Source organism: Pseudomonas sp. FBCC-B35 (assembly GCF_059133755.1).
In genome coordinates, this window is record NZ_CP101439.1 from 2,958,050 (window position 1) to 2,977,621 (window position 19,572).

13 protein-coding genes are annotated in these 19,572 nt (G+C 62.3%); 7 read left to right on the forward strand and 6 right to left on the reverse strand.

Translation table 11 applies throughout. The features are described 5' to 3' along the window. Positions 1-293: 293 nt before the first annotated feature. The 3 genes from glgB to NMB38_RS13550 all read right to left on the reverse strand — a co-directional run bounded on the left by glgB (position 294) and on the right by NMB38_RS13550 (position 7,910). Positions 294-2,504, reverse strand: coding sequence for a 1,4-alpha-glucan branching protein GlgB (glgB, locus tag NMB38_RS13540; RefSeq protein ID WP_028686553.1), 2,211 nt, complete (start codon positions 2,502-2,504; stop codon positions 294-296). After that, positions 2,501-5,821, reverse strand: coding sequence for a maltose alpha-D-glucosyltransferase (gene treS, locus NMB38_RS13545; protein WP_027916220.1), 3,321 nt, complete (start codon positions 5,819-5,821; stop codon positions 2,501-2,503). The genes glgB and treS overlap by 4 nt, the downstream gene beginning before the upstream one ends. A gap of 70 nt (positions 5,822-5,891) precedes the next feature. Continuing rightward, positions 5,892-7,910, reverse strand: coding sequence for an alpha-1,4-glucan--maltose-1-phosphate maltosyltransferase (locus NMB38_RS13550; RefSeq protein WP_027916221.1), 2,019 nt, complete (start codon positions 7,908-7,910; stop codon positions 5,892-5,894). 391 nt (positions 7,911-8,301) lie between these two features. Between NMB38_RS13550 and NMB38_RS13555 the strand changes: the two genes are divergently transcribed. After that, positions 8,302-8,547, forward strand: a complete 246-nt coding sequence (locus tag NMB38_RS13555; RefSeq protein WP_088523351.1) for a hypothetical protein — start codon at positions 8,302-8,304, stop codon at positions 8,545-8,547. Between the two features lie 32 nt (positions 8,548-8,579). On the opposite strand, the gene NMB38_RS13560 is transcribed toward NMB38_RS13555, so the two are convergent. Continuing rightward, positions 8,580-10,256: an AMP-binding protein gene (locus NMB38_RS13560; protein ID WP_088523352.1), complete on the reverse strand. Its 1,677-nt coding sequence runs from the start codon at positions 10,254-10,256 to the stop codon at positions 8,580-8,582. A gap of 232 nt (positions 10,257-10,488) precedes the next feature. On the opposite strand from NMB38_RS13560, the gene NMB38_RS13565 reads away from it, so the two are divergent. The 4 genes from NMB38_RS13565 to NMB38_RS13580 all read left to right on the forward strand — a co-directional run bounded on the left by NMB38_RS13565 (position 10,489) and on the right by NMB38_RS13580 (position 16,125). Next, positions 10,489-11,652 carry an isovaleryl-CoA dehydrogenase gene (locus NMB38_RS13565; RefSeq protein ID WP_023534776.1) on the forward strand — a complete coding sequence of 388 codons (1,164 nt, stop codon included), beginning with the start codon at positions 10,489-10,491 and terminating at the stop codon, positions 11,650-11,652. 96 nt (positions 11,653-11,748) lie between these two features. Continuing rightward, complete coding sequence (locus NMB38_RS13570) at positions 11,749-13,356, forward strand: carboxyl transferase domain-containing protein (protein WP_027916225.1); 1,608 nt, start codon at positions 11,749-11,751, stop codon at positions 13,354-13,356. A 4-nt stretch (positions 13,357-13,360) separates the two neighbouring features. After that, entirely contained in the window at positions 13,361-14,176 is an 816-nt protein-coding gene (locus NMB38_RS13575; RefSeq protein WP_111475313.1) for a gamma-carboxygeranoyl-CoA hydratase, read from the forward strand. Further along, a complete protein-coding gene (locus NMB38_RS13580) occupies positions 14,173-16,125 on the forward strand; it encodes an acetyl/propionyl/methylcrotonyl-CoA carboxylase subunit alpha (protein ID WP_196110037.1) in 1,953 nt (650 codons plus the stop codon). The genes NMB38_RS13575 and NMB38_RS13580 overlap by 4 nt, the downstream gene beginning before the upstream one ends. Positions 16,126-16,189: 64 nt before the next feature. On the opposite strand, the gene NMB38_RS13585 is transcribed toward NMB38_RS13580, so the two are convergent. Continuing rightward, a complete protein-coding gene (locus NMB38_RS13585) occupies positions 16,190-16,843 on the reverse strand; it encodes a LexA family protein (RefSeq protein ID WP_027916228.1) in 654 nt (217 codons plus the stop codon). Between the two features lie 130 nt (positions 16,844-16,973). Between NMB38_RS13585 and NMB38_RS13590 the strand changes: the two genes are divergently transcribed. Next, the gene (locus NMB38_RS13590; protein WP_028686560.1) at positions 16,974-17,285 is read left to right on the forward strand and encodes a DUF6124 family protein; all 312 of its coding nucleotides are present in this window, start codon (positions 16,974-16,976) and stop codon (positions 17,283-17,285) included. Between the two features lie 438 nt (positions 17,286-17,723). Further along, on the forward strand, positions 17,724-18,239 hold the full coding sequence (locus tag NMB38_RS13595; RefSeq protein ID WP_028686561.1) for a DUF4880 domain-containing protein: 516 nt from the start codon (positions 17,724-17,726) through the stop codon (positions 18,237-18,239). A gap of 37 nt (positions 18,240-18,276) precedes the next feature. On the opposite strand, the gene NMB38_RS13600 is transcribed toward NMB38_RS13595, so the two are convergent. After that, the gene (locus NMB38_RS13600) at positions 18,277-19,530 is read right to left on the reverse strand and encodes an OprD family porin (RefSeq protein WP_104926340.1); all 1,254 of its coding nucleotides are present in this window, start codon (positions 19,528-19,530) and stop codon (positions 18,277-18,279) included. Positions 19,531-19,572: the final 42 nt, after the last annotated feature.

Consider the following 19,572-nt stretch of genomic DNA (forward strand, 5'->3'; position numbering starts at 1 on the left):
GTCACGCGCAACGCGTGACGTGATCGTTCCTAGCCCGTCGGGCAATCCCAGCCAGGGATTGACCGGCGGGCTTTTTCTGGTAGGTCAACCATCGCCGCTTGTGCCTGCGCCAACGACGTTCAAAACGATTGCCGGGTTGACCGACCCATGGCTCACGATGGTCAGATGATCAAGTGCGCGTAGGGTACCAAGGCCGCTCATTCAAAGAATGCTTTTCTGCCACATCGCGTCCATGACAGCCTAACAGGGCCCTGAATTCACCCGCGGGCAGGACGCCCGCGGGTGGTTGGCGATCAGACTGGCTTGAGTACCAGTATCGCCAGCGGCGGAAGGTTCAGCGTCAGCGACAAGGGCTGACCATGGCAAGGGGTCTGCTGCGTGGCGACCGCGCCCATGTTGCCCACATTGGAGCCCGCATAGGCTTCAGCATCGCTGTTGAGCAGTTCCTGCCATTGTTCCCCGAACGGCACACCGATGCGGTAAGCCTCGCGCACCACCGGGGTGAAGTTGGCAACCACAAGCACCGGCTCACCCGCGCTGCTCCACCGCAGCCAGGCGAATACGCTGTTCTGCGCGTCATCCCCGATCAACCACTGGAAGCCTTCGGGCTTGCAGTCCTGCTCATGCAGGGCCGGCACGTCACGGTACAGGCGGTTCAGGTCGCCTACCAGGCGCTGTACGCCCTGGTGCTCGGGATACTGCAGCAGGTACCAGTCCAACTGGTGATCATGATTCCATTCGCGCCATTGGCCGAACTCGCAGCCCATGAACAGCAATTTCTTGCCAGGGTGCATCCACATGAAGGCCAGGTAAGCTCGCAGGTTGGCGAACTTCTGCCAGCGATCGCCCGGCATCTTGTCGATCAACGAGCGCTTGCCGTGCACCACCTCGTCATGGGAAATGGGCAGGATGAAGTGCTCAGAGTAGGCGTACACCAGGCTGAAGCTCATCTCGTTGTGGTGATGCGTACGGTGCACCGGGTCGTTCTGGATGTAGCTGAGCGAGTCATGCATCCAGCCCATGTTCCACTTGTAGTGGAAGCCCAGGCCACCCTCTTCGGTTGGCTTGCTCACGCCAGGCCAGGCAGTCGATTCCTCGGCAATGATCAAGGCACCCGGCGCTTCATGCGCCGCCACGCCGTTGAGGTGGCGGATGAAGTCGATGGCTTCCAGGTTCTCACGCCCGCCGTGGCGGTTGGGTACCCACTCTCCGGCCTTGCGTGAGTAGTCGCGGTACAGCATCGATGCCACGGCATCTACCCGCAGCCCGTCGATGTGGAAATGTTTGAGCCAGTGAAGCGCCGAGGCCATCATGAAACCCCGCACCTCGTTACGCCCGAGGTTGTAGATCAGCGTGTTCCAGTCCTGGTGATAGCCTTCGAACGGGTTGTCGTACTCGTAGAGGGCCGTTCCGTCAAAGCGCGCCAGGCCGTGTTCGTCCGTGGGGAAATGCGCCGGCACCCAGTCCAGGATCACGCCGATGCGGGCCTGGTGGCAGGCGTCGATGAAGGCGGCAAAGTCCTCTGCCGTGCCGTAGCGCGACGTGGGGGCGAACATCGAGAGCGGCTGGTAGCCCCACGAGCCGCCGAATGGGTGTTCCATGATCGGCAGCAGCTCGATATGGGTGAAGCCCAGCTCCTGCACGTAAGGCACCAGGCGCTCGGCCAACTCGCGCCAATTGTAGAAACGCCCCACTTCGCCGGCTTCATCCAGCTCGCAGCGCCACGACCCTGGGTGCAGCTCGTAGATGGACAATGGGGCGGTATAGGCGTGGCGCTGGGCGCGCTCGTCCATCCACTGCTGATCGCGCCATTCATGCCCAAGCGCCCCCGCCACCTTGGACGCGGTGCTGGGCGGCAACTCGGTAGCACGGGCCAACGGGTCTGCTTTGAGCGGCAGGATCCCGTCCTTGCCCAGCACCTCGAACTTGTAGGTTTCACCCACACCCAGACGTGGAATGAACAGCTCCCAGACACCGGCACCGTGGCGCAGGCGCATCGGGTGCCGACGGCCGTCCCAGTTGTTGAACTCGCCCACGACCGATACCCGGCGCGCATTGGGTGCCCAGACCGAAAAGCACACCCCATCCACCCCGTCGACCTGTGCCGGTTGGGCACCGAAGCGCCCTGCCAGGTCCCGGTGATTGCCCTCGGCGAACAGGTGCAGGTCGATGTCGCCCAGCTGCGGGCCGAAGCTGTAGGGGTCTTCCGTGACTTGCTCGCCGCCGGCCCAGTTGATGTGCAACTGATAGGGATGCGCTTCGTTCAGGTGCGCGGTGAACAGGCCAGGCAATGCACCTGGCCGCATGTCGGCCAGCACGCGCTGGTCGTCGCGCGCCAGCACGCGGGCGCCCAGGGCATTGGGCAGGTAGGCACGAATGGTCATGCCCCCTGCTGGATCGGTGTGAGGCCCCAGTACCGCAAAAGGATCGGCGTGCTCGGCGCGCGCCAGGGCATCCAGGTCCCGTTGCCCAAGCCCGCCGTTTTCACGCGTTGAAACGTTCATTCTGACTCTCCCCAGGTACTGATCAGTCCATGCAGGCCATGCAAAGGCACGGCCAGCCAGCTTGGACGATTTTCGGCTTCATAAGTTATTTCGTATGCCGCTTTTTCCAGGCAGAACAGCTCAAGTGCCGCACGCTCGCCTTCGGCTTGCTCCCAGGCGTGGGGCATGGCCGCGGTGGCCAGGCCATAAGCCTCGATGAACGCATGCCTGGACTGGTGAAGGTACTGTCGGGCCACCCGCTGCCGAGCTTGTCGCGCCGGCTCGGAAAGGTCCATCGTAGACGCGCTGCGCAGGATCATCGCAGCAGCATAGTCGAAAGAGCGCAACACACCGCTGACATCTTTGTACGGGCTGTGCTTGGCCCGGCGCTCTTCCAGTGGTCGGGACGGTTCCCCCTCGAAGTCGATCAGGTAGGCATCGCCTTGCACCACCAGCACTTGGCCCAGGTGAAGGTCGCCATGCACGCGCATCAACAGCCCACCCTGCGCCTGCCGTGCAAGTTCTGCCACGCGTTGGGCGAGCCCGTCGCGCTGCTGCTGCAAGTCATCGACCAACGCCTGGCTTTCAGGGTCGAGTTTGTCACGGTGCTGCACCAGCAGATCCAGCGCGTGGGTCAGCTCCGTGCTGATCTGCGCACTCCACCGCTCGCTGTCAGCGTCAGTGCTGGGATAAGGCGCGAAGGCCTGGTTCTCGGTAGGTGCGGCGAGCATCAGGTGCATCTCGCCCAGGCGCTGACCCAGCAAAGAAGCGAAGTCGCGCAGTTCGCTGACCGCGTCGGTATGGGGTTCGCCTTCGGCACTGGAGGGCTGCATCTGGTCGCGAATGGCGCGCTCCAAGGTGTTCTGGGACCAGGCCCAGGCATCGCCCTGATTACTCAGATAGCCCTGGGCAATCATCAACAGGTGTGGCGCGCCTTGGGCCTCCTCGCGACTGACCCAGGCCAGCAACGGCGAGATATTGGCGAAGCCCGCAGCGGTGAGATAAGCGCTCATTTCAAGCTCTGGGTGAATGCCTGCGTTGACCCGCCGGATCAACTTGAGCACCACCGAATCGCCCACCACTACCGAACTGTTGGACTGCTCGGCGCTCAGGTAGCGCACCGAGCTGTCATCGCCCAGTGCCAGGCCAGCCAGCTGCTCGGTGTGATTGAAATGCAGTTCGCCCTGGTCGTTCCCGCAGGTCAGGCGCACGCCCTCCTGGCAGGCCTTGAGCACCGCACGAATGAAGGGTTCGAGGACGAAGGCATCGGTGATCAGGCCCACCTCATTGGCCCGTCGCACGCGCGACAAGGCCAACTGCTGCGGCAGAGCCGTGCTGATTTGCTCTTCGGGCAGCAAGCCGAACGGTAGCTGGTAGCGGCTGGTCACCCCGTCGCTGGTCACCTCGATTTCACTGAACAGCACGGGCATACCGGCCGTGGCCATGCGCACGCCATAGCTCAGGTCGACCTGATCGACAGGCCCTTCCTTACCCGCGAACCAGCGTCGCTTGGGCAAATACTGGGGCAGGATGGTGGACTGCAAGGCGTCGCGTGAAGGCGACTCGAGCAGCTCTTCAAGACGTTTGCGTAGCACTAATGTGGTCAATTCCGGTAACCCCTCAGTAGGCTGGTTGTGCCAGCTGGGCATGCGGTCGTGGGCAGCCAGCACGAACCAGTAGAAGCCATAAGGCGGCAAGGTCAGCAGGAACGGCAACTGCCCGATGGGCGGGAAGGCGCTGCCGCCGATCATTTCCACGGGGACCTTGTCGGCGTACTGGGACAAATCCAGTTCCGCAGCCTGGGCCGCCCGGGACACGTTGGCGACACAGAGAATCACCTCGGTGTGGCCATCGGCGTCGGTGAATTCCCGGATGTAGGCAAGGATGCGTCGGTTGCTGGGTGTCAGCGTGCGCAGCGTGCCACGGCCGAAGGCTTTTTGCTGCTTGCGCACGGCGAGCAGGCGACGCGTCCAGTTCAGCAATGAATGAGGATCGTGGCTCTGTGCTTCGACGTTGACCGTCTGGTAGCCATAGAGCGGGTCCATGATCGGTGGCAGCACCAGCCGCTGCGGGTCGGCCCGGGAGAAGCCGCCGTTGCGGTCAGGCGACCACTGCATGGGCGTGCGCACGCCGTCGCGATCGCCCAGGTAGATGTTGTCGCCCATGCCCAGCTCATCGCCGTAATACAGCGTTGGCGTACCTGGCATCGAGAGCAGCAGGCTGGTGAGCAGCTCGATCCTGCGCCGGTCGCGTTGCAGCAGCGGCGCCAAGCGGCGCCGGATGCCTAGGTTGATCCGGGCGCGGCGGTCCTCGGCGTAGTAGTTCCAGAGGTAGTCGCGCTCGCGGTCGGTGACCATCTCCAAGGTGAGCTCATCGTGGTTGCGCAGGAAGATGGCCCACTGGCAGTTGGCCGGAATCTCCGGGGTCTGGCGCAGGATGTCGGTGATGGGAAAGCGATCTTCCATGGCAAGCGCCATGTACATGCGTGGCATCAGCGGAAAATGGAACGCCATGTGACATTCGTCCCCGTCGCCTTCGCCAAAGTAAGGGCGGGTATCCTCCGGCCACTGGTTGGCCTCGGCGAGCAACATGCGATCAGGGTAATTGGCATCGATCTCGGCCCGGATCGCCTTGAGCACATCATGGGTTTCGGGCAGGTTCTCGTTGTTGGTACCGTCGCGCTCGATCAGGTACGGGATGGCGTCAAGCCGCAAGCCATCGACACCCAGGTCCAGCCAGAAGCGCATCACGCCGATCACGGCCTTGAGCACCTGCGGATTGTCGAAATTCAAATCCGGCTGATGGGAGTAGAAGCGGTGCCAGAAGTACTGGCCTGCCACCGGGTCCCAGGTCCAGTTGGATTTCTCGGTATCGAGGAAGATGATGCGGGTGCCGTCGTACTTGTGGTCGTCATCGGACCACACGTAGAAGTCGCGGGCCTTGCTGCCACGCTTGGCATGGCGGGCACGTTGAAACCACGGGTGCTGGTCGCTGGTGTGGTTGATGACCAGTTCGGTAATCACCCGCAGCCCGCGTTTGTGCGCCTCGGCAATGAAGCGGCGGGCGTCGGCGAGGGTGCCGTAGTCTGGATGCACTGCCTTGTACTCGGCGATATCGTAGCCGTCGTCGCGTCGGGGCGAGGGATAGAACGGCAGCAGCCACAAGGTGTTGACGCCCAGGTCGGCGATGTAGTCGAGCTTGCTGATCAACCCGGCGAAGTCACCGATACCGTCATTGTTGGCATCGAAGAACGACTTGATGTGCAACTGGTAAATCACCGCATCCTTGTACCACAGCGGGTCGTCAATGAAGGCTGCCGGGCGGGTACGCTTGGCCATGTACCATTCCTCTGAATGCTTGATCGGTAAAAAACCGTCAGAGAGCAGGCGGGCCCGCTCTCCGCCAGGCTCAGCTGACTTTACTGATTCGCCAGATACCGAAAGGCTGGTGCCAAGGCTCGATGCGCATGAACTGGGTCTTGCCGTACCACGACCAGCGATGACCGTTCATCAGGTCCTCGCCGTGCGTCTCGGCACCGTCATCAAGGCCCAGCTCCCACAATGGCAGTTCGAAATGGGCTTCCTGGGCATTATGCGGGTCGAGGCTGACGGCGATGAGGATGTAATTGTCACGCGCAGGCGTGCGCTTGGCGAAATACAGAATGTTGTCGTTCCAGCAATTGAGCAGCGTCAGGCCCAGGTGGCTCTGCAAGGCCGGGTTCTGCCGGCGGATACGGTTGAGCTGGGCGATCTCGGCAATGATGTTGCCCGGCTGGGTGAAGTCACGCGGGCGGATCTCGTACTTCTCCGAGTCCAGGTACTCTTCCTTGCCCGGCAGCCCTGCCGCTTCGCACAACTCGAACCCCGAATACATGCCCCACAAGCCCGACCCCATGGTGGCCAGCGCGGCCCGGATGAGGAAGCCTGCGCGGCCGTTCTGCTGGAGGAAGAACGGGTTGATGTCTGGGGTGTTGACGAAGAAGTTCGGCCGGTAGCACTGGCTCCATGGGGGCTGGTTGAGCGTTTCGAAATACTCGCTCAGCTCCTGCTTGGTGTTGCGCCAGGTGAAGTAAGTGTAGCTCTGCGCATAGCCGACCTTGCCCAAGCGCGCCATCATGGCGGGCTTGGTGAACGCCTCGGCCAGGAACAACACGTCCGGGTATTGGCTGCGTACATTGGCGATCAGCCACTGCCAGAACGGCAGGGGTTTGGTATGCGGGTTGTCCACCCGGAACGTCTTCACGCCCTCCTCCACCCAACCGATGATCACATCGCGCAGTGCAATCCACAGCCCAGGTACGGCGTCGGGTGCGTAGAAATCGACATTGACGATGTCCTGGTACTTTTTCGGCGGGTTCTCGGCGTAGCGGATGGTCCCGTCCGGGCGCCAGCTGAACCAGCCTGGATGCGCTTGGAGCCAAGGGTGGTCCTGGGAGCATTGGATGGCGAAGTCCAGGGCGATTTCCAGACCATGCTGGGCTGCGGCCGACACCAAGCGGCGGAAATCTTCACGCGTGCCGAGTTCGGGGTGGATCGCATCGTGCCCACCGTCGGCACTGCCAATTGCGTAAGGGCTGCCAGGGTCGCCCGGCTGTGCCTGCAAAGCATTGTTCCGGCCCTTTCTATGCTGCATGCCGATGGGGTGGATGGGCGGGAAATACAACACGTCGAAGCCCATGTCGCGAATCATCGGCAGGCGCTGGTGCACATCATTGAAGGTACCGTGGCGCTGGGGATCATCGGTGATCGAACGGGGGAACAGCTCATACCAGCTGGCGAATTGCGCGGCCGGGCGGTCCACATCCAGCGGGTAGTCGCAACTGCGAGTCAGGTAGCTGCGGTGCTCGGCGGCAGCCATCATCTGCGACGCCTCGGCGCCCAGCAGCAGGGCCACTTGTTCGTCCTCGGGCAGCGTCTGCAAGGTGCTTTGCAGCGCCTGTAATTGCTCGCGCAGAGCGCCGCTGCTCAATTCGATGCCCTTGCCCAGCAGCAAACGCCCTTCCTCAAGCTCAAGCTTTACGCCGACACCGGCATTGAACTTCTTCTCCAGGTCGTAGCAGTACGTGGCATACGGATCGATCCAGGCTTCGATGCTGAACACATGCGGCCCGATTTCAGTCGGGGTGAATTCTGCCAGCCACAGGTCATTGCCAGGCGAGGTCATGGGCACACAATGAATGCGTCGGCTACCGGCCTGACGCCAGTTCAACACCACGGCCATGCGGTCATGGCCGTCAGTGAATACTTTGGTGCTGACCGAAACCGGCTGATTGCTGATGGCCTTGGCGGCAAAGGCGCCGCCATCTAGCACCGGCTGGGTGTCCTCGATGGCGATACGCGGTGCCATCAAGGCCTGGGACAGGCTGATGACCTGCTCCGGATGATCGTTTGCCGTGGGCACGCTTTCGAAGGGCTCGTTCAAAGACATCAGGCCTTGCTCCCTGGGACTGGTGGCGGTAAGGGTTGAGAGCGCGGCGACCGAGTCTGGGTTCAAAAATGAATTGATTCACGGCACCAGCGGTCGAACGCTGCAGGACAGGTTCACTCAACCCCACGAGGCATGGCCATGACGCTCCCAACGCCCCCGGAAACGCCCGATCCGAACATTGACGATCCCAACCTCCCGCCCCCGGAGCCTGAGCGTGATCCGGATGAGCTGCCGATTCAGCCGACGGTCCCGCCAACCGTGGGTGATCCACCCAGCCAGGAACCCCCGATAAAGGCGGGCGACTGAAGTCGAAAACTGTCAGTTTTGCCAGTGGCGCATCGGCCGCGTTGTTCCGATCATGAGTCACCTTTGTGATTCAGGAGTTACGGATATGACGCTTGACGGTATGAGCCACAGCGAGCGAAATGAATACGAAGCCTATGTCATCGAGTGTCTCCAGGAGGCAGGCATCAAGGATCCTAATCCTGCGACAGTTCTGAAGACACTCGATAAGGACGCCTTCAGGCGCGCCATTGGCCAGATGAAGGACGATTTCGATTTCGGTTTCAAGCCTGAGTCGATAACATCTGTCGCTCAACTGGCCGAGGCAATTTGGCGAGCATCGCAGTCGAGGTGAGGGATCACCCCTGGGGCACATCACTGAAGGATCTAGGTGATCTGCCCCAGTTCCGCCATGCTGATTTCTCGCATTTTGAACTTCTGCACCTTGCCCGTCACCGTCATGGGAAATTCATCGACGAAGCGAATATGGCGGGGCACCTTGTAGTGGGCGATACGGGACTTGCACCAGGCCTGCAGTGCCTCTGCAGTAGCCTGGTGACCCGGATGCAGCTTGATCCAGGCGACGATATCCTCGCCATAGCGGCTGCACGGGATACCAATGACCTGGGCATCGGCCACCGCCGGGTGGGTATAGAAGAACTCCTCTATTTCACGTGGGTAGATGTTCTCGCCACCGCGAATGATCATGTCCTTGTTGCGCCCGACGATACGCACATACCCCGCCTCGTCCATCACCGCCAGGTCACCGGTGTGCATCCATCCGGCCGCGTCGATGGCGCTGGCTGTCGCCTGGGGGTTATCCCAGTAACCCAGCATCACGCTGTAGCCGCGCGTGCACAGCTCACCGGTCTGACCGCGTGCAACCGTGCCGCCCTGCGGGTCGATGATCTTGCTTTCCAGCTGCGGCTGGGTACGGCCCACTGTGGTGACGCGCAGTTCCAGCACGTCATCCGGCCCGGTTTGCAATGACACCGGGCTGGTTTCGGTCATGCCATAGGCGATCTGCACCTGGGCCATGTGCATCTGGTCGATGACCCTGCGCATCACCTCGATCGGGCAAGTGGCGCCTGCCATGATGCCGCTGCGCAAGGACGACAGGTCCACGTGCTGGCGAGCCGGATGGTCGAGCATGGCAATGAACATGGTGGGCACGCCGTACAGAATGGTGCCACGCTCCTCGGCCACGGCGCGCAAGGCCAACTCGGCATCGAAGGCGTCGCTTGGGTAGATCATGGTAGTGCCATGGGTGATGCAGCCCAGGTTGCCCATGACCATACCGAAACAGTGGTACAGGGGCACCGGGATCACCATGCGGTCGCGTTCAGTCAAGCCCAGGCTGGCGCCGACCATGAAGCCGTTGTTCAGGATGTTGTAATGGCTGAGGGTAGCGCCCTTGGGCGCGCCAGTGGTGCCGGAGGTGTACTGAATGTTCACCGGTTGGTCGAAATGAAGGCTGTTCTGCCGGGCGGTGCACGCCTCGCGGCTGACGGACGCGCCCCAAGTGGCCAGTGCCTCCCACGGCAGGAAGCCAACAGGCGGGTCGTTGGCCAGGCTTATCACCCCGCGCAAGGCAGGCAGCGAGGCACTGGTGACCTGACCGGGTGCGGCGGTAGCCAATTCGGGCACCAAGGCCTGGATCATGGCGTGGTAATCGGAATGCTTGAACGCATCGGCACAGACCAGCCAACTGCACCCTGACTGGCGCAGCACGTATTCAAGCTCGCCCACACGGTAAGCCGGGTTGACGTTGACCAGGATGGCACCCAACTTGGCGGTTGCCACCTGGAGAATGCACCATTGCGCGCAGTTGGGTGACCAGATGCCCACGCGGTCACCGGTTTCGATCCCAAGGGCCATCAGCGCTCGAGCACACGACTCAACCTGCTCTGCCAGTTGCCGCCAGCTGTAGCGCAGGCGCTGGTGCCGAGCCACCAACGCTTCCTGCTCGTGCAGGCGCGCTACTGTAGCGTCGAAGGCCTGGCCGATGGTTTGGGTAAGCAAAGTGCGGTCCTGGCGACCGCGGGTATAGCTGGGTTGAGTCATGTGCGTCCCTTCTTTTGATTGTTCTGGATAGGGGCCAAGCGCGCGCCAATCACTTTGGCTCAGATTTACGTTTACGTAAAGGTGATGGATAAATTGACAAAAAAGCAGGGGCAGGTTTACGTTTACGTAAAGGTGATAGGCAGCAACGCACGTTGTCGGCGTCAGCCGCCTGCCCAGGTAAGCTTGCCGCTAGCGGCGTGATCCCATTTCAAGAACAACAAGGTGCCCCCGCATGCATTACCCCAGCCTGAACTTCGCCCTGGGCGAGACCATCGACATGCTTCGCGACCAGGTGCGCACCTTCGCCGCCGCCGAGCTCGCCCCTCGCGCCGCGCAGATCGACCACGACAACCTGTTCCCTGCCGACATGTGGCGCAAATTCGGCGACATGGGCCTGCTCGGCATCACCGTGCCGGAAGAATACGGTGGCGCAGGCCTGGGTTATCTCGCCCACGTGGTGGCGATGGAGGAGATCAGCCGCGCCTCGGCCTCGGTCGCGCTGTCCTACGGCGCCCACTCCAATTTGTGCGTCAACCAGATCAACCGCAACGGCACGCCCGCGCAAAAGGCCAAATACCTGCCCAAGCTGGTCAGCGGCGAGCACGTCGGCGCCCTGGCAATGAGCGAACCCAATGCCGGGTCGGACGTGGTGTCGATGAAACTGCGCGCCGACAAGCGCGGCGACCACTATGTGCTCAACGGCAGCAAGACGTGGATCACCAACGGACCCGATGCCAACACCTACGTCATCTACGCCAAGACCGATCTGGAAAAGGGCCCCCATGGCATCACTGCGTTCATCGTCGAGCGCGAGTGGGCAGGCTTTAGCCGCAGCAACAAGTTCGACAAACTGGGCATGCGTGGCTCGAACACCTGCGAGCTGTTCTTCGATGACGTGCACGTGCCCCAGGACAACATCCTCGGTCAACTCAATGGCGGCGTACGGGTGTTGATGAGCGGCCTGGACTACGAACGCGTGGTGCTATCCGGCGGCCCGACCGGCATCATGCAGAGTTGCATGGACCTGGTGGTGCCGTACATTCATGACCGCAAGCAGTTCGGGCAAAGCATCGGCGAGTTCCAGCTGATCCAGGGCAAGGTCGCCGACATGTACACCCAGCTCAATGCCAGCCGCGCCTACCTGTATGCCGTGGCCCAGGCCTGCGACCGCGGCGAGACCACGCGCAAGGATGCGGCCGGGGTGATTCTCTACACCGCCGAGCGCGCCACGCAGATGGCCTTGGAAGCGATCCAGATTCTTGGCGGTAACGGCTACATCAACGAATTCCCCGCAGGTCGCTTGTTGCGCGATGCCAAGCTGTACGAAATCGGCGCCGGCACCAGCGAAATTCGCCGAATGCTGATCGGCCGCGAGTTGTTCAACGAGACCCGCTGAACGCGCTGGCGCCACGGCAGGCTCATCACGCCAGCCGTGGCCACACTGGCCAACCTTGCAGGGCCGCGCCAAGGGCGCGCCACTGCACCAGGAGTCATGATGATTCTGAAATCCCAAGTGAACCCCAGGTCACCCGAATTCGCCCAGTGCCAGGCGGCCATGCAGGCCCAGGTGGACAACCTGCGTGAACTGCTTGCCCAGGTAGCCCAAGGCGGCGGCGCCAAGGCGCAGGAGCGGCACACCTCGCGAGGCAAACTGTTGCCCCGCGAGCGAATCGACCGTCTGCTCGATGCCGGTTCTGCCTTTCTCGAGATCGGTCAGTTGGCTGCACACCAGGTCTATGGCGAAGACGTTCCGGCAGCCGGCCTGATCGCCGGGATCGGGCGCGTGGAAGGCGTGGAATGCATGATCGTGGCCAACGACGCCACGGTCAAAGGTGGCTCCTATTACCCGTTGACGGTGAAAAAGCACCTGCGAGCGCAGACCATCGCCTTGCAGAACCGCCTCCCATGCATCTACCTGGTGGATTCGGGCGGCGCCAACTTGCCGCGTCAGGACGAGGTGTTTCCCGATCGTGAACACTTCGGGCGGATTTTCTTCAACCAGGCCAACATGAGCGCACTGGGCATCGCCCAGATTGCCGTGGTAATGGGGTCATGCACCGCAGGCGGCGCCTATGTGCCGGCGATGGCGGACGAGGCGATCATGGTGCGCCAGCAGGCCACCATCTTCCTTGCCGGTCCACCGCTGGTGAAGGCTGCCACGGGCGAGGTGGTGAGCGCCGAGGCGCTGGGCGGCGCCGATGTACATTGCCGTACCAGCGGTGTAGCCGACCATTACGCCGACAATGACGAGCATGCCCTGGCGCTGGCCAGGCGCTGCGTGGCCAATCTCAACTGGCGCAAGCTCGGCGCCGTGCAATGCATGCCACCGGTTGCGCCCTTGTATCCAGCGCAAGAGCTCTACGGCGTGATTCCGGCTGACGCCAAGCAGCCTTTCGATGTACGCGAAGTCATCGCACGGCTGGTCGATGGCTCGGTCTTCGATGAATTCAAGGCCCTGTTTGGAACGACCCTGGTGTGCGGTTTCGCTCACCTGCACGGCTACCCGATCGCCATCCTGGCCAATAACGGCATCCTGTTTGCCGAGGCTGCGCAAAAAGGCGCGCACTTCATCGAACTGGCTTGCCAGCGCGGTATCCCGTTGCTGTTCCTGCAGAACATCACGGGGTTCATGGTGGGCAAGAAGTACGAAGAAGGCGGCATCGCCAAGCATGGCGCCAAGTTGGTCACGGCCGTGGCCTGCGCGCAGGTGCCCAAGTTCACGGTCATCATTGGCGGCAGTTTCGGCGCCGGTAACTACGGCATGTGCGGGCGCGCCTACGACCCGCGCTTTCTCTGGATGTGGCCCAATGCGCGCATCGGGGTGATGGGCGCCGAACAGGCTGCCGGCGTGCTGGTGCAGGTCAAGCGCGAGCAGAGCGAGCGCAGCGGCGAGCCGTTTGGCGCCGAGGACGAGGCCAGGCTCAGGCAGCCGATCCTCGATCAGTACGAGCATCAGGGCCACCCCTACTATTCCAGCGCCCGCCTGTGGGATGACGGCGTCATCGACCCGGCGCAGACCCGCGATGTTCTGGGCCTGGCCTTGTCCGCTGCGCTGAACGCACCGATCGAACCGAGCCGCTTCGGCATATTCAGGATGTGATCCCATGAGCGATTTCACTACGGTAGAAGTGAGCCACGACCCACGTGGCTTCGCCACCTTGTGGCTCAGCCGCGAGGACAAGCACAACGCTTTCAATGCCTTGATGATCCGCGAGCTGAACATTGCCCTGGGGCAGCTGGCCGATGACGCGGGCGTACGCTTCGTGTTGCTGCGCGGGCGGGGGCGGCATTTCAGTGCCGGGGCCGACCTTGCGTGGATGCAGCAGTCGGCGCAGCTGGACTTCAACACCAACCTGGATGACGCACGCGAGCTGGGCGAGTTGATGTATGCACTGCACCGCATCAAGGTGCCGACCTTGGCGGTGGTTCAGGGCGCCGCATTCGGCGGTGCCCTGGGCCTGATCAGTTGCTGCGACATGGCCATTGGCGCCGAAGACGCCCAGCTGTGCCTGTCGGAGGTACGCATTGGCCTGGCGCCGGCGGTCATCAGCCCCTTCGTGGTCAAGGCCATCGGCGAGCGCGCAGCCCGCCGTTATGCACTTACGGCAGAGCGCTTCAGCGGGGCGCAGGCCCAGGCGCTTGGGTTGTTGGCCGAGGTGTACCCGGCCAGCCAATTGGAGGCCAACGTGGGTCAGTGGGTTGAAACCCTTTTGGCCAACAGCCCCCAGGCGATGCGCGCGACCAAGGAGCTGCTGCGCGAGGTCGATGGCGGTGCCTTGAGCCCCGGCCTGCGTCGTTATTGTGAGAACGCCATCGCGCGCATTCGTGTAAGCGCCGAGGGCCAGGAAGGCCTGCGGGCGTTTCTGGAAAAACGCCAACCTGCCTGGCAAGCCGATGCAAACAAGGAGCCACGCCCATGAACCGCCCGCCATTGACAACGTTGCTGGTGGCCAACCGCGGCGAAATCGCCTGCAGGGTGATGCGCACCGCCAAGGCCATGGGCCTGACCACGGTGGCCGTGCACAGCGCCATCGACCGTAATGCGCGGCACAGCCGCGAAGCCGATGTGTGCGTGGACCTGGGTGGCAACAAGGCGGCAGACAGTTACCTGCAAATCGACAAGCTGGTGGCGGCGGCCAAGGCCAGCGGTGCCCAGGCCATTCACCCGGGCTATGGCTTTCTTTCGGAAAACGCAGACTTTGCCCGCGCAGTCGAAGCCGCTGGCTTGATGTTTCTGGGCCCGCCAGCGTCAGCCATCGACGCCATGGGCAGCAAGTCGGCAGCCAAGGCCTTGATGGAGGCCGCAGGCGTGCCGCTGGTGCCGGGCTATCACGGCCAGGCACAGGACCTGGAGACCTTCAAGCAAGCCGCCCGGCACGTGGGCTACCCGGTCTTGCTCAAGGCCAGCGCCGGTGGTGGTGGCAAGGGCATGAAGGTGGTCGAGGACGAAAGCCAATTGGCCGACGCCCTGGCGTCGGCGCAACGCGAAGCCCTGTCATCATTTGGCGATGCGCGGATGCTGGTGGAAAAGTACGTCTTGAAGCCGCGCCATGTGGAGATCCAGATTTTCGCCGATCGCCACGGTCACTGTCTGTACCTCAACGAGCGCGACTGCTCGATCCAGCGCCGTCATCAGAAGGTGGTCGAGGAAGCCCCTGCCCCAGGCCTTTCGGCAAATCTGCGCCGCGCCATGGGCGAGGCGGCAGTACGGGCGGCCCAAGCGATTGGCTATGTTGGGGCCGGCACCGTGGAGTTCTTGCTCGACGCCCGTGGCGAGTTCTTTTTCATGGAAATGAACACGCGGCTGCAAGTGGAGCATCCCGTCACCGAGGCCATCACCGGCCTGGACCTGGTGGCCTGGCAGATTCGTGTGGCCTGCGGTGAGCCCCTGCCCATCACTCAGGACCAGGTCCCGCTCAACGGTCATGCCATCGAAGTGCGGCTGTACGCCGAAGACCCTGCCAATGACTTCTTGCCGGCCACTGGCACCCTGACGCTGTACCGGGAACCGGCTTGCGGTGCAGGCCGGCGCGTGGACAGCGGTGTGAGCGAAGGCGATACGGTGTCGCCCTTCTACGACCCGATGCTGGGCAAACTGATCGCCTGGGGCGAAGACCGGGAACAGGCTCGCCTGCGTTTGCTAGCCATGCTGGATGAGTTCGCGGTAGGCGGTGTCAAAACCAACATCGCCTTCCTTCGACGCATCCTGGCCCATCCTGCATTCGCAGCAGCCGAGCTGGATACCGGCTTCATCCCGCGTCATCAGGATGTGCTGTTGCCCACCGCGCAGGCCTTGTCGGATGAGGGCTGGGAGGCTGCAGCCCAGGCGTGGTTGCAAAGCGAACCGCCCCGCACACGTTTGGATGACCCCCACTCCCCATGGGCCCAACGAGACGGGCTGCGCCTGGGGGCGGGCACCTCGACGACTGTGCATCTGGCCCGCAACGGCCATGATCAGGTCATTACGCTCAACCAGACGTCCCAAGGCCTGTGGGCCCTGCAAGGCGATTGGCTGATGCGAGAGCAGTCAGGCCTGCGCACTCGCCACCTGGCCATTCGCAGAGGCGCCAGCCTGTATCTGCACTGGGACGGAGAGCTCCACACCTTCGAGGCATTCGACCCGGTTACCGAAGCGGCCATCGACCTTGCCCACCAAGGCGGCCTGACCGCTCCCATGAACGGCAGCATCGTGCGAGTCTTGGTAGAGGTAGGCCAGGCGGTAGAAGCGGGTGCGCCGCTGGTGGTGCTGGAAGCCATGAAAATGGAGCACAGCATTCGGGCCCCCAAGGCCACCACGGTCAAAGCCTTGTTGTGCCAGGAAGGCGACATGGTCAGCGAAGGGGCAGCATTGGTCGAGCTGGAATCTTGAGCGCCTCGGGGTCGCGGTGCCCGACGGCCTGCGGCCCTTGCCTCACCGCTCGGGCCATGTGGCCTCAGAACGCGCCGTGTACCCGCACCACCACCCCCAGGAACTCGCAGCCGGTTTCGCACAGCACCGTGGGGTAACGGGTGTTCAACGGCTTGAGCATCTTGTCACCGCCTTCTTCGACCAACTGGCGTAGCACAGGCGCTTTGCCAGGCTGGCGGGCAATCACCAACCGGCCGGGCTCGGCTGGCAAGCCGGTGTCGACCAGCACACGCATGCCTTCCGGCACGCTCTTGCCGCTGGCGGCGTTCATCGAGTCGTTTTCCACGGCAAGCCAGAATGCATTGCCCGCAGGCATGTAGTCGGTCTGCTCATGTACCTCACTGGTTTCAGGCAAGGGGCCCTGCAAGTCCGCCCACTTGAGCACTGGAAAGCGGAAGCTCGCATAAAGCAGGGCCTGTGCGGAAACAGGCGGCTCAGCGCCGTAATTGCCGGGAGATTCACGCACGAGGTCGCGCTCGACCACCATGACCTGCGCCTCCAGAAAGACCAGCCCGAGCTTTTCCAGTTTTTCGTTGATGGTCTCCAACGTAGGGCGGCGCGTGCCGCGAAGCCAGTGCCCTACCCCACCCTGCGTCATGCCCAGGCGCTCGGCCAGTTTCAACTGGCTGAGGTTGTGTTCGCGCTTGTAGCGCTTGAGAAATGCATTCCAGTTTTCCATGAGCGGCAACAATACGGACTGTATTGGAAGCAGCAATACACAATCTGAATTATTTATCTGGCGCTAGAAAATACAAATTGACCTATGCTCTGAGTTCATTGTGTTTGACGAGAACCTGGAAGGTATCGCAATGAAACATCCGAAAAACGACGAAACAGATCTCGACAGCGAAGCCGCCCGCCGCGCGCTTGATTATTACCTGAACCCCAACCCGCCGCGTCCCACGCCCGAAAACAGGATCTGGACGCTTCACGAGGGCGTCACACGCGATCAAGCCCAGGAGCACGCCATCGCCCTGCTGCGCTGTGCGGCGGCAACCGCCCAGGAAACCGCCACCCACCAGCATGGTAGCCAGCGAGAACTGATGTTTGCGTTGATGCACATGATGGACATGGCTCGCGCGCTGCTGGAACACCAGCGCACGGCAGACCCCGCCGCTTGAGGCAGGTAGTGGAGAATGCGAGGGGTCAAAGTTGGCGCATGGCGTGTGAAGCCAAGGCCCTGGTTTGGGGGACAAGGAAGCGCAGCGGTAGGTATTCTACCGTCATGTATAAAAAATCATTTGACTGGCAAATGATAACGATTATTATTGCACTCAGCTGATCGCGAGATCCGCTGGATAACCCGGAGCTTAGGTCGCTCTCGGATTATCTCCTCATCAGGCTAATCACGGTTTTTGACCCAGCTTTTTGCTGGGTCTTTTTTTTGGCTCTTCAGGCTAATGAAGATCGTGATGGCGGCGATGGTAGCAAAAGTGTTTCCAAGGGTGAACGGCCATTACAAAAGTTTGCCGGTTCAGCACTTGAGAATCAATCTCGTTCAGCTTAAGCTCAGCGTCATGGATGCTCTCCCAGATGCTCGCTTCAGCAAGGAACTGCTCATGACCCGCATGCTCTTGCGCCTCCCCACGCCCTTACCCAAGCACGCTGCCGATAGCGATGCTGCCCTGTTGCTCGCACTCAAGCGCCTGCCACGCGCTGCGCGCCAGGTGTTTCTGCTAAGCCGTCTCGATCAGTTGGCCCAGGCCAGGGTCGCCACACGTCTTGGCTTGCCGCTACGCAGTGTCGAGCGTCTCATGGTGCAGGCGTTGCTCGCCGTCCAGCCCCGCCCCGATGCCCCGACGCGCCAGGCAGCACAGTGGTATGTGCGTTTGCAGAGCCCGGACGTCACCGCATGCGAGCGTATCGACTTTCGTCGCTGGCTGGACGCCTCGCCCAACCACCTGCAGGCGTTCCACGCCACCGAGCTGTGCTGGCGCAGCTTGTACGAGCCTGCACTGGCCCTGGGCCGCGATGGCTGGTATCGCAAGGGTCGCGCTGCCCTGGCGCTGGGTGGTTGCTCCTTTGCTGCCGCGCTGGGCATGGCCGTATTGATCATGCTGGGGCTGTGGGCGTGAAACGGTTGCCAGCGCACGCGTCTTGATGCTCGCGACCTCACCACAGCGCGATATCGTACGTCAGGTACAGCCGATTGCTGTCACGGCCACGCGCAACGTCCGAGCGGTACACGTAGTTGCGCAGCTTAACGCCAAGCCCTTTGGCGGGGCCTGATTGCACGACATACGCAAGCTCTGCATCGCGCTCCCACTCGCTCAGACCCGCCGCGCCAGAACGGCCGTTATCGCCGCTCAGGTAGCGGGTCATGAAGGTCAACCCCGGCACCCCGGCCGCTGCGAAATTGTAGACATAGCTCGCCATCCAGGTCTTTTCATCTTCTTCGATGAACTTGCCAATGCCCACGTTGCTGAATGAATACACCGTCGCCCCGCTGATGTACGGCAGCCCCGCTTCGCCATTGAGCGCTTGATAACCTGCACCGAACGTGTGGCCGGAATGCGTGTAGGCGATTTGCCCGCTGAGCATGTCATTGTCGATCGGGCCACCGTAGGCCGCACCGGTGCTTTTGCTTTTGAAATAGCGCAGGTCCGTGGTCAGGACACCGCCAGCCAGCGCATGGTCGTGAATCACCCCGGCGAAGTCCTGACGATAGAAATGCTCGAGCTGACCGTGATAGTAGCTCAGGCGCAGCTGTTTGCTGACGGTGTAGTCGGCGCCGGCGAAGCTGAAGTCTCCGGCTTCGCCGCCACTGTAGCCGTCCAGGTACAGGCCGGTGCTGTTCGAAGAATCGCGCTGTTTGAAACGGGTCAGGTGCCCTGCCGTGAGGTTCAGGTTATCGATTGCGGCACTGGTGACCTGCGTACCCTGGTAGGTTTGCGGCATCAAGCGAGCATCGTTGTGCACCAGCACTGGGGTCTTGGGCAACAAGGTGCCATGCCTGACGACGTTCTGGCCAACACGCGCCTTGAAGGTACCGCCCGCACTGGCGAACGCGTCGGCGGCCCGGCCGTCGTCATGCACAGGCAACAGGCCCGTGCCACTGCGGCCACGCCCCGAATCCAGGCGCACGCCCAACAAGCCCAGTGCATCGAGCCCCACGCCGAGGGTACCGGGGGTGTAACCCGACTGATAATCGAGCAAGAAGCCCTGCGCCCACTCGGTACGCTCGCTCTTGGCGGTGGCTGCGGCGCGGGGGCTCATGCCCTGTTCGTCGCGAAAGTTTTCGTTGAAATAGACATTGCGCATTTGCAACTTGAGCTTGCTGTCATCGATGAAGCCAGTAGCGCCGGCCACAGGCAGGCAGCCGCAGAGCAGGCCACACGTGGCCCCTCGCACGAGGGTCAAGGACATGATCGGTACTCTATTGTTGTTTTTGGGGTGTCAGCGATGGCG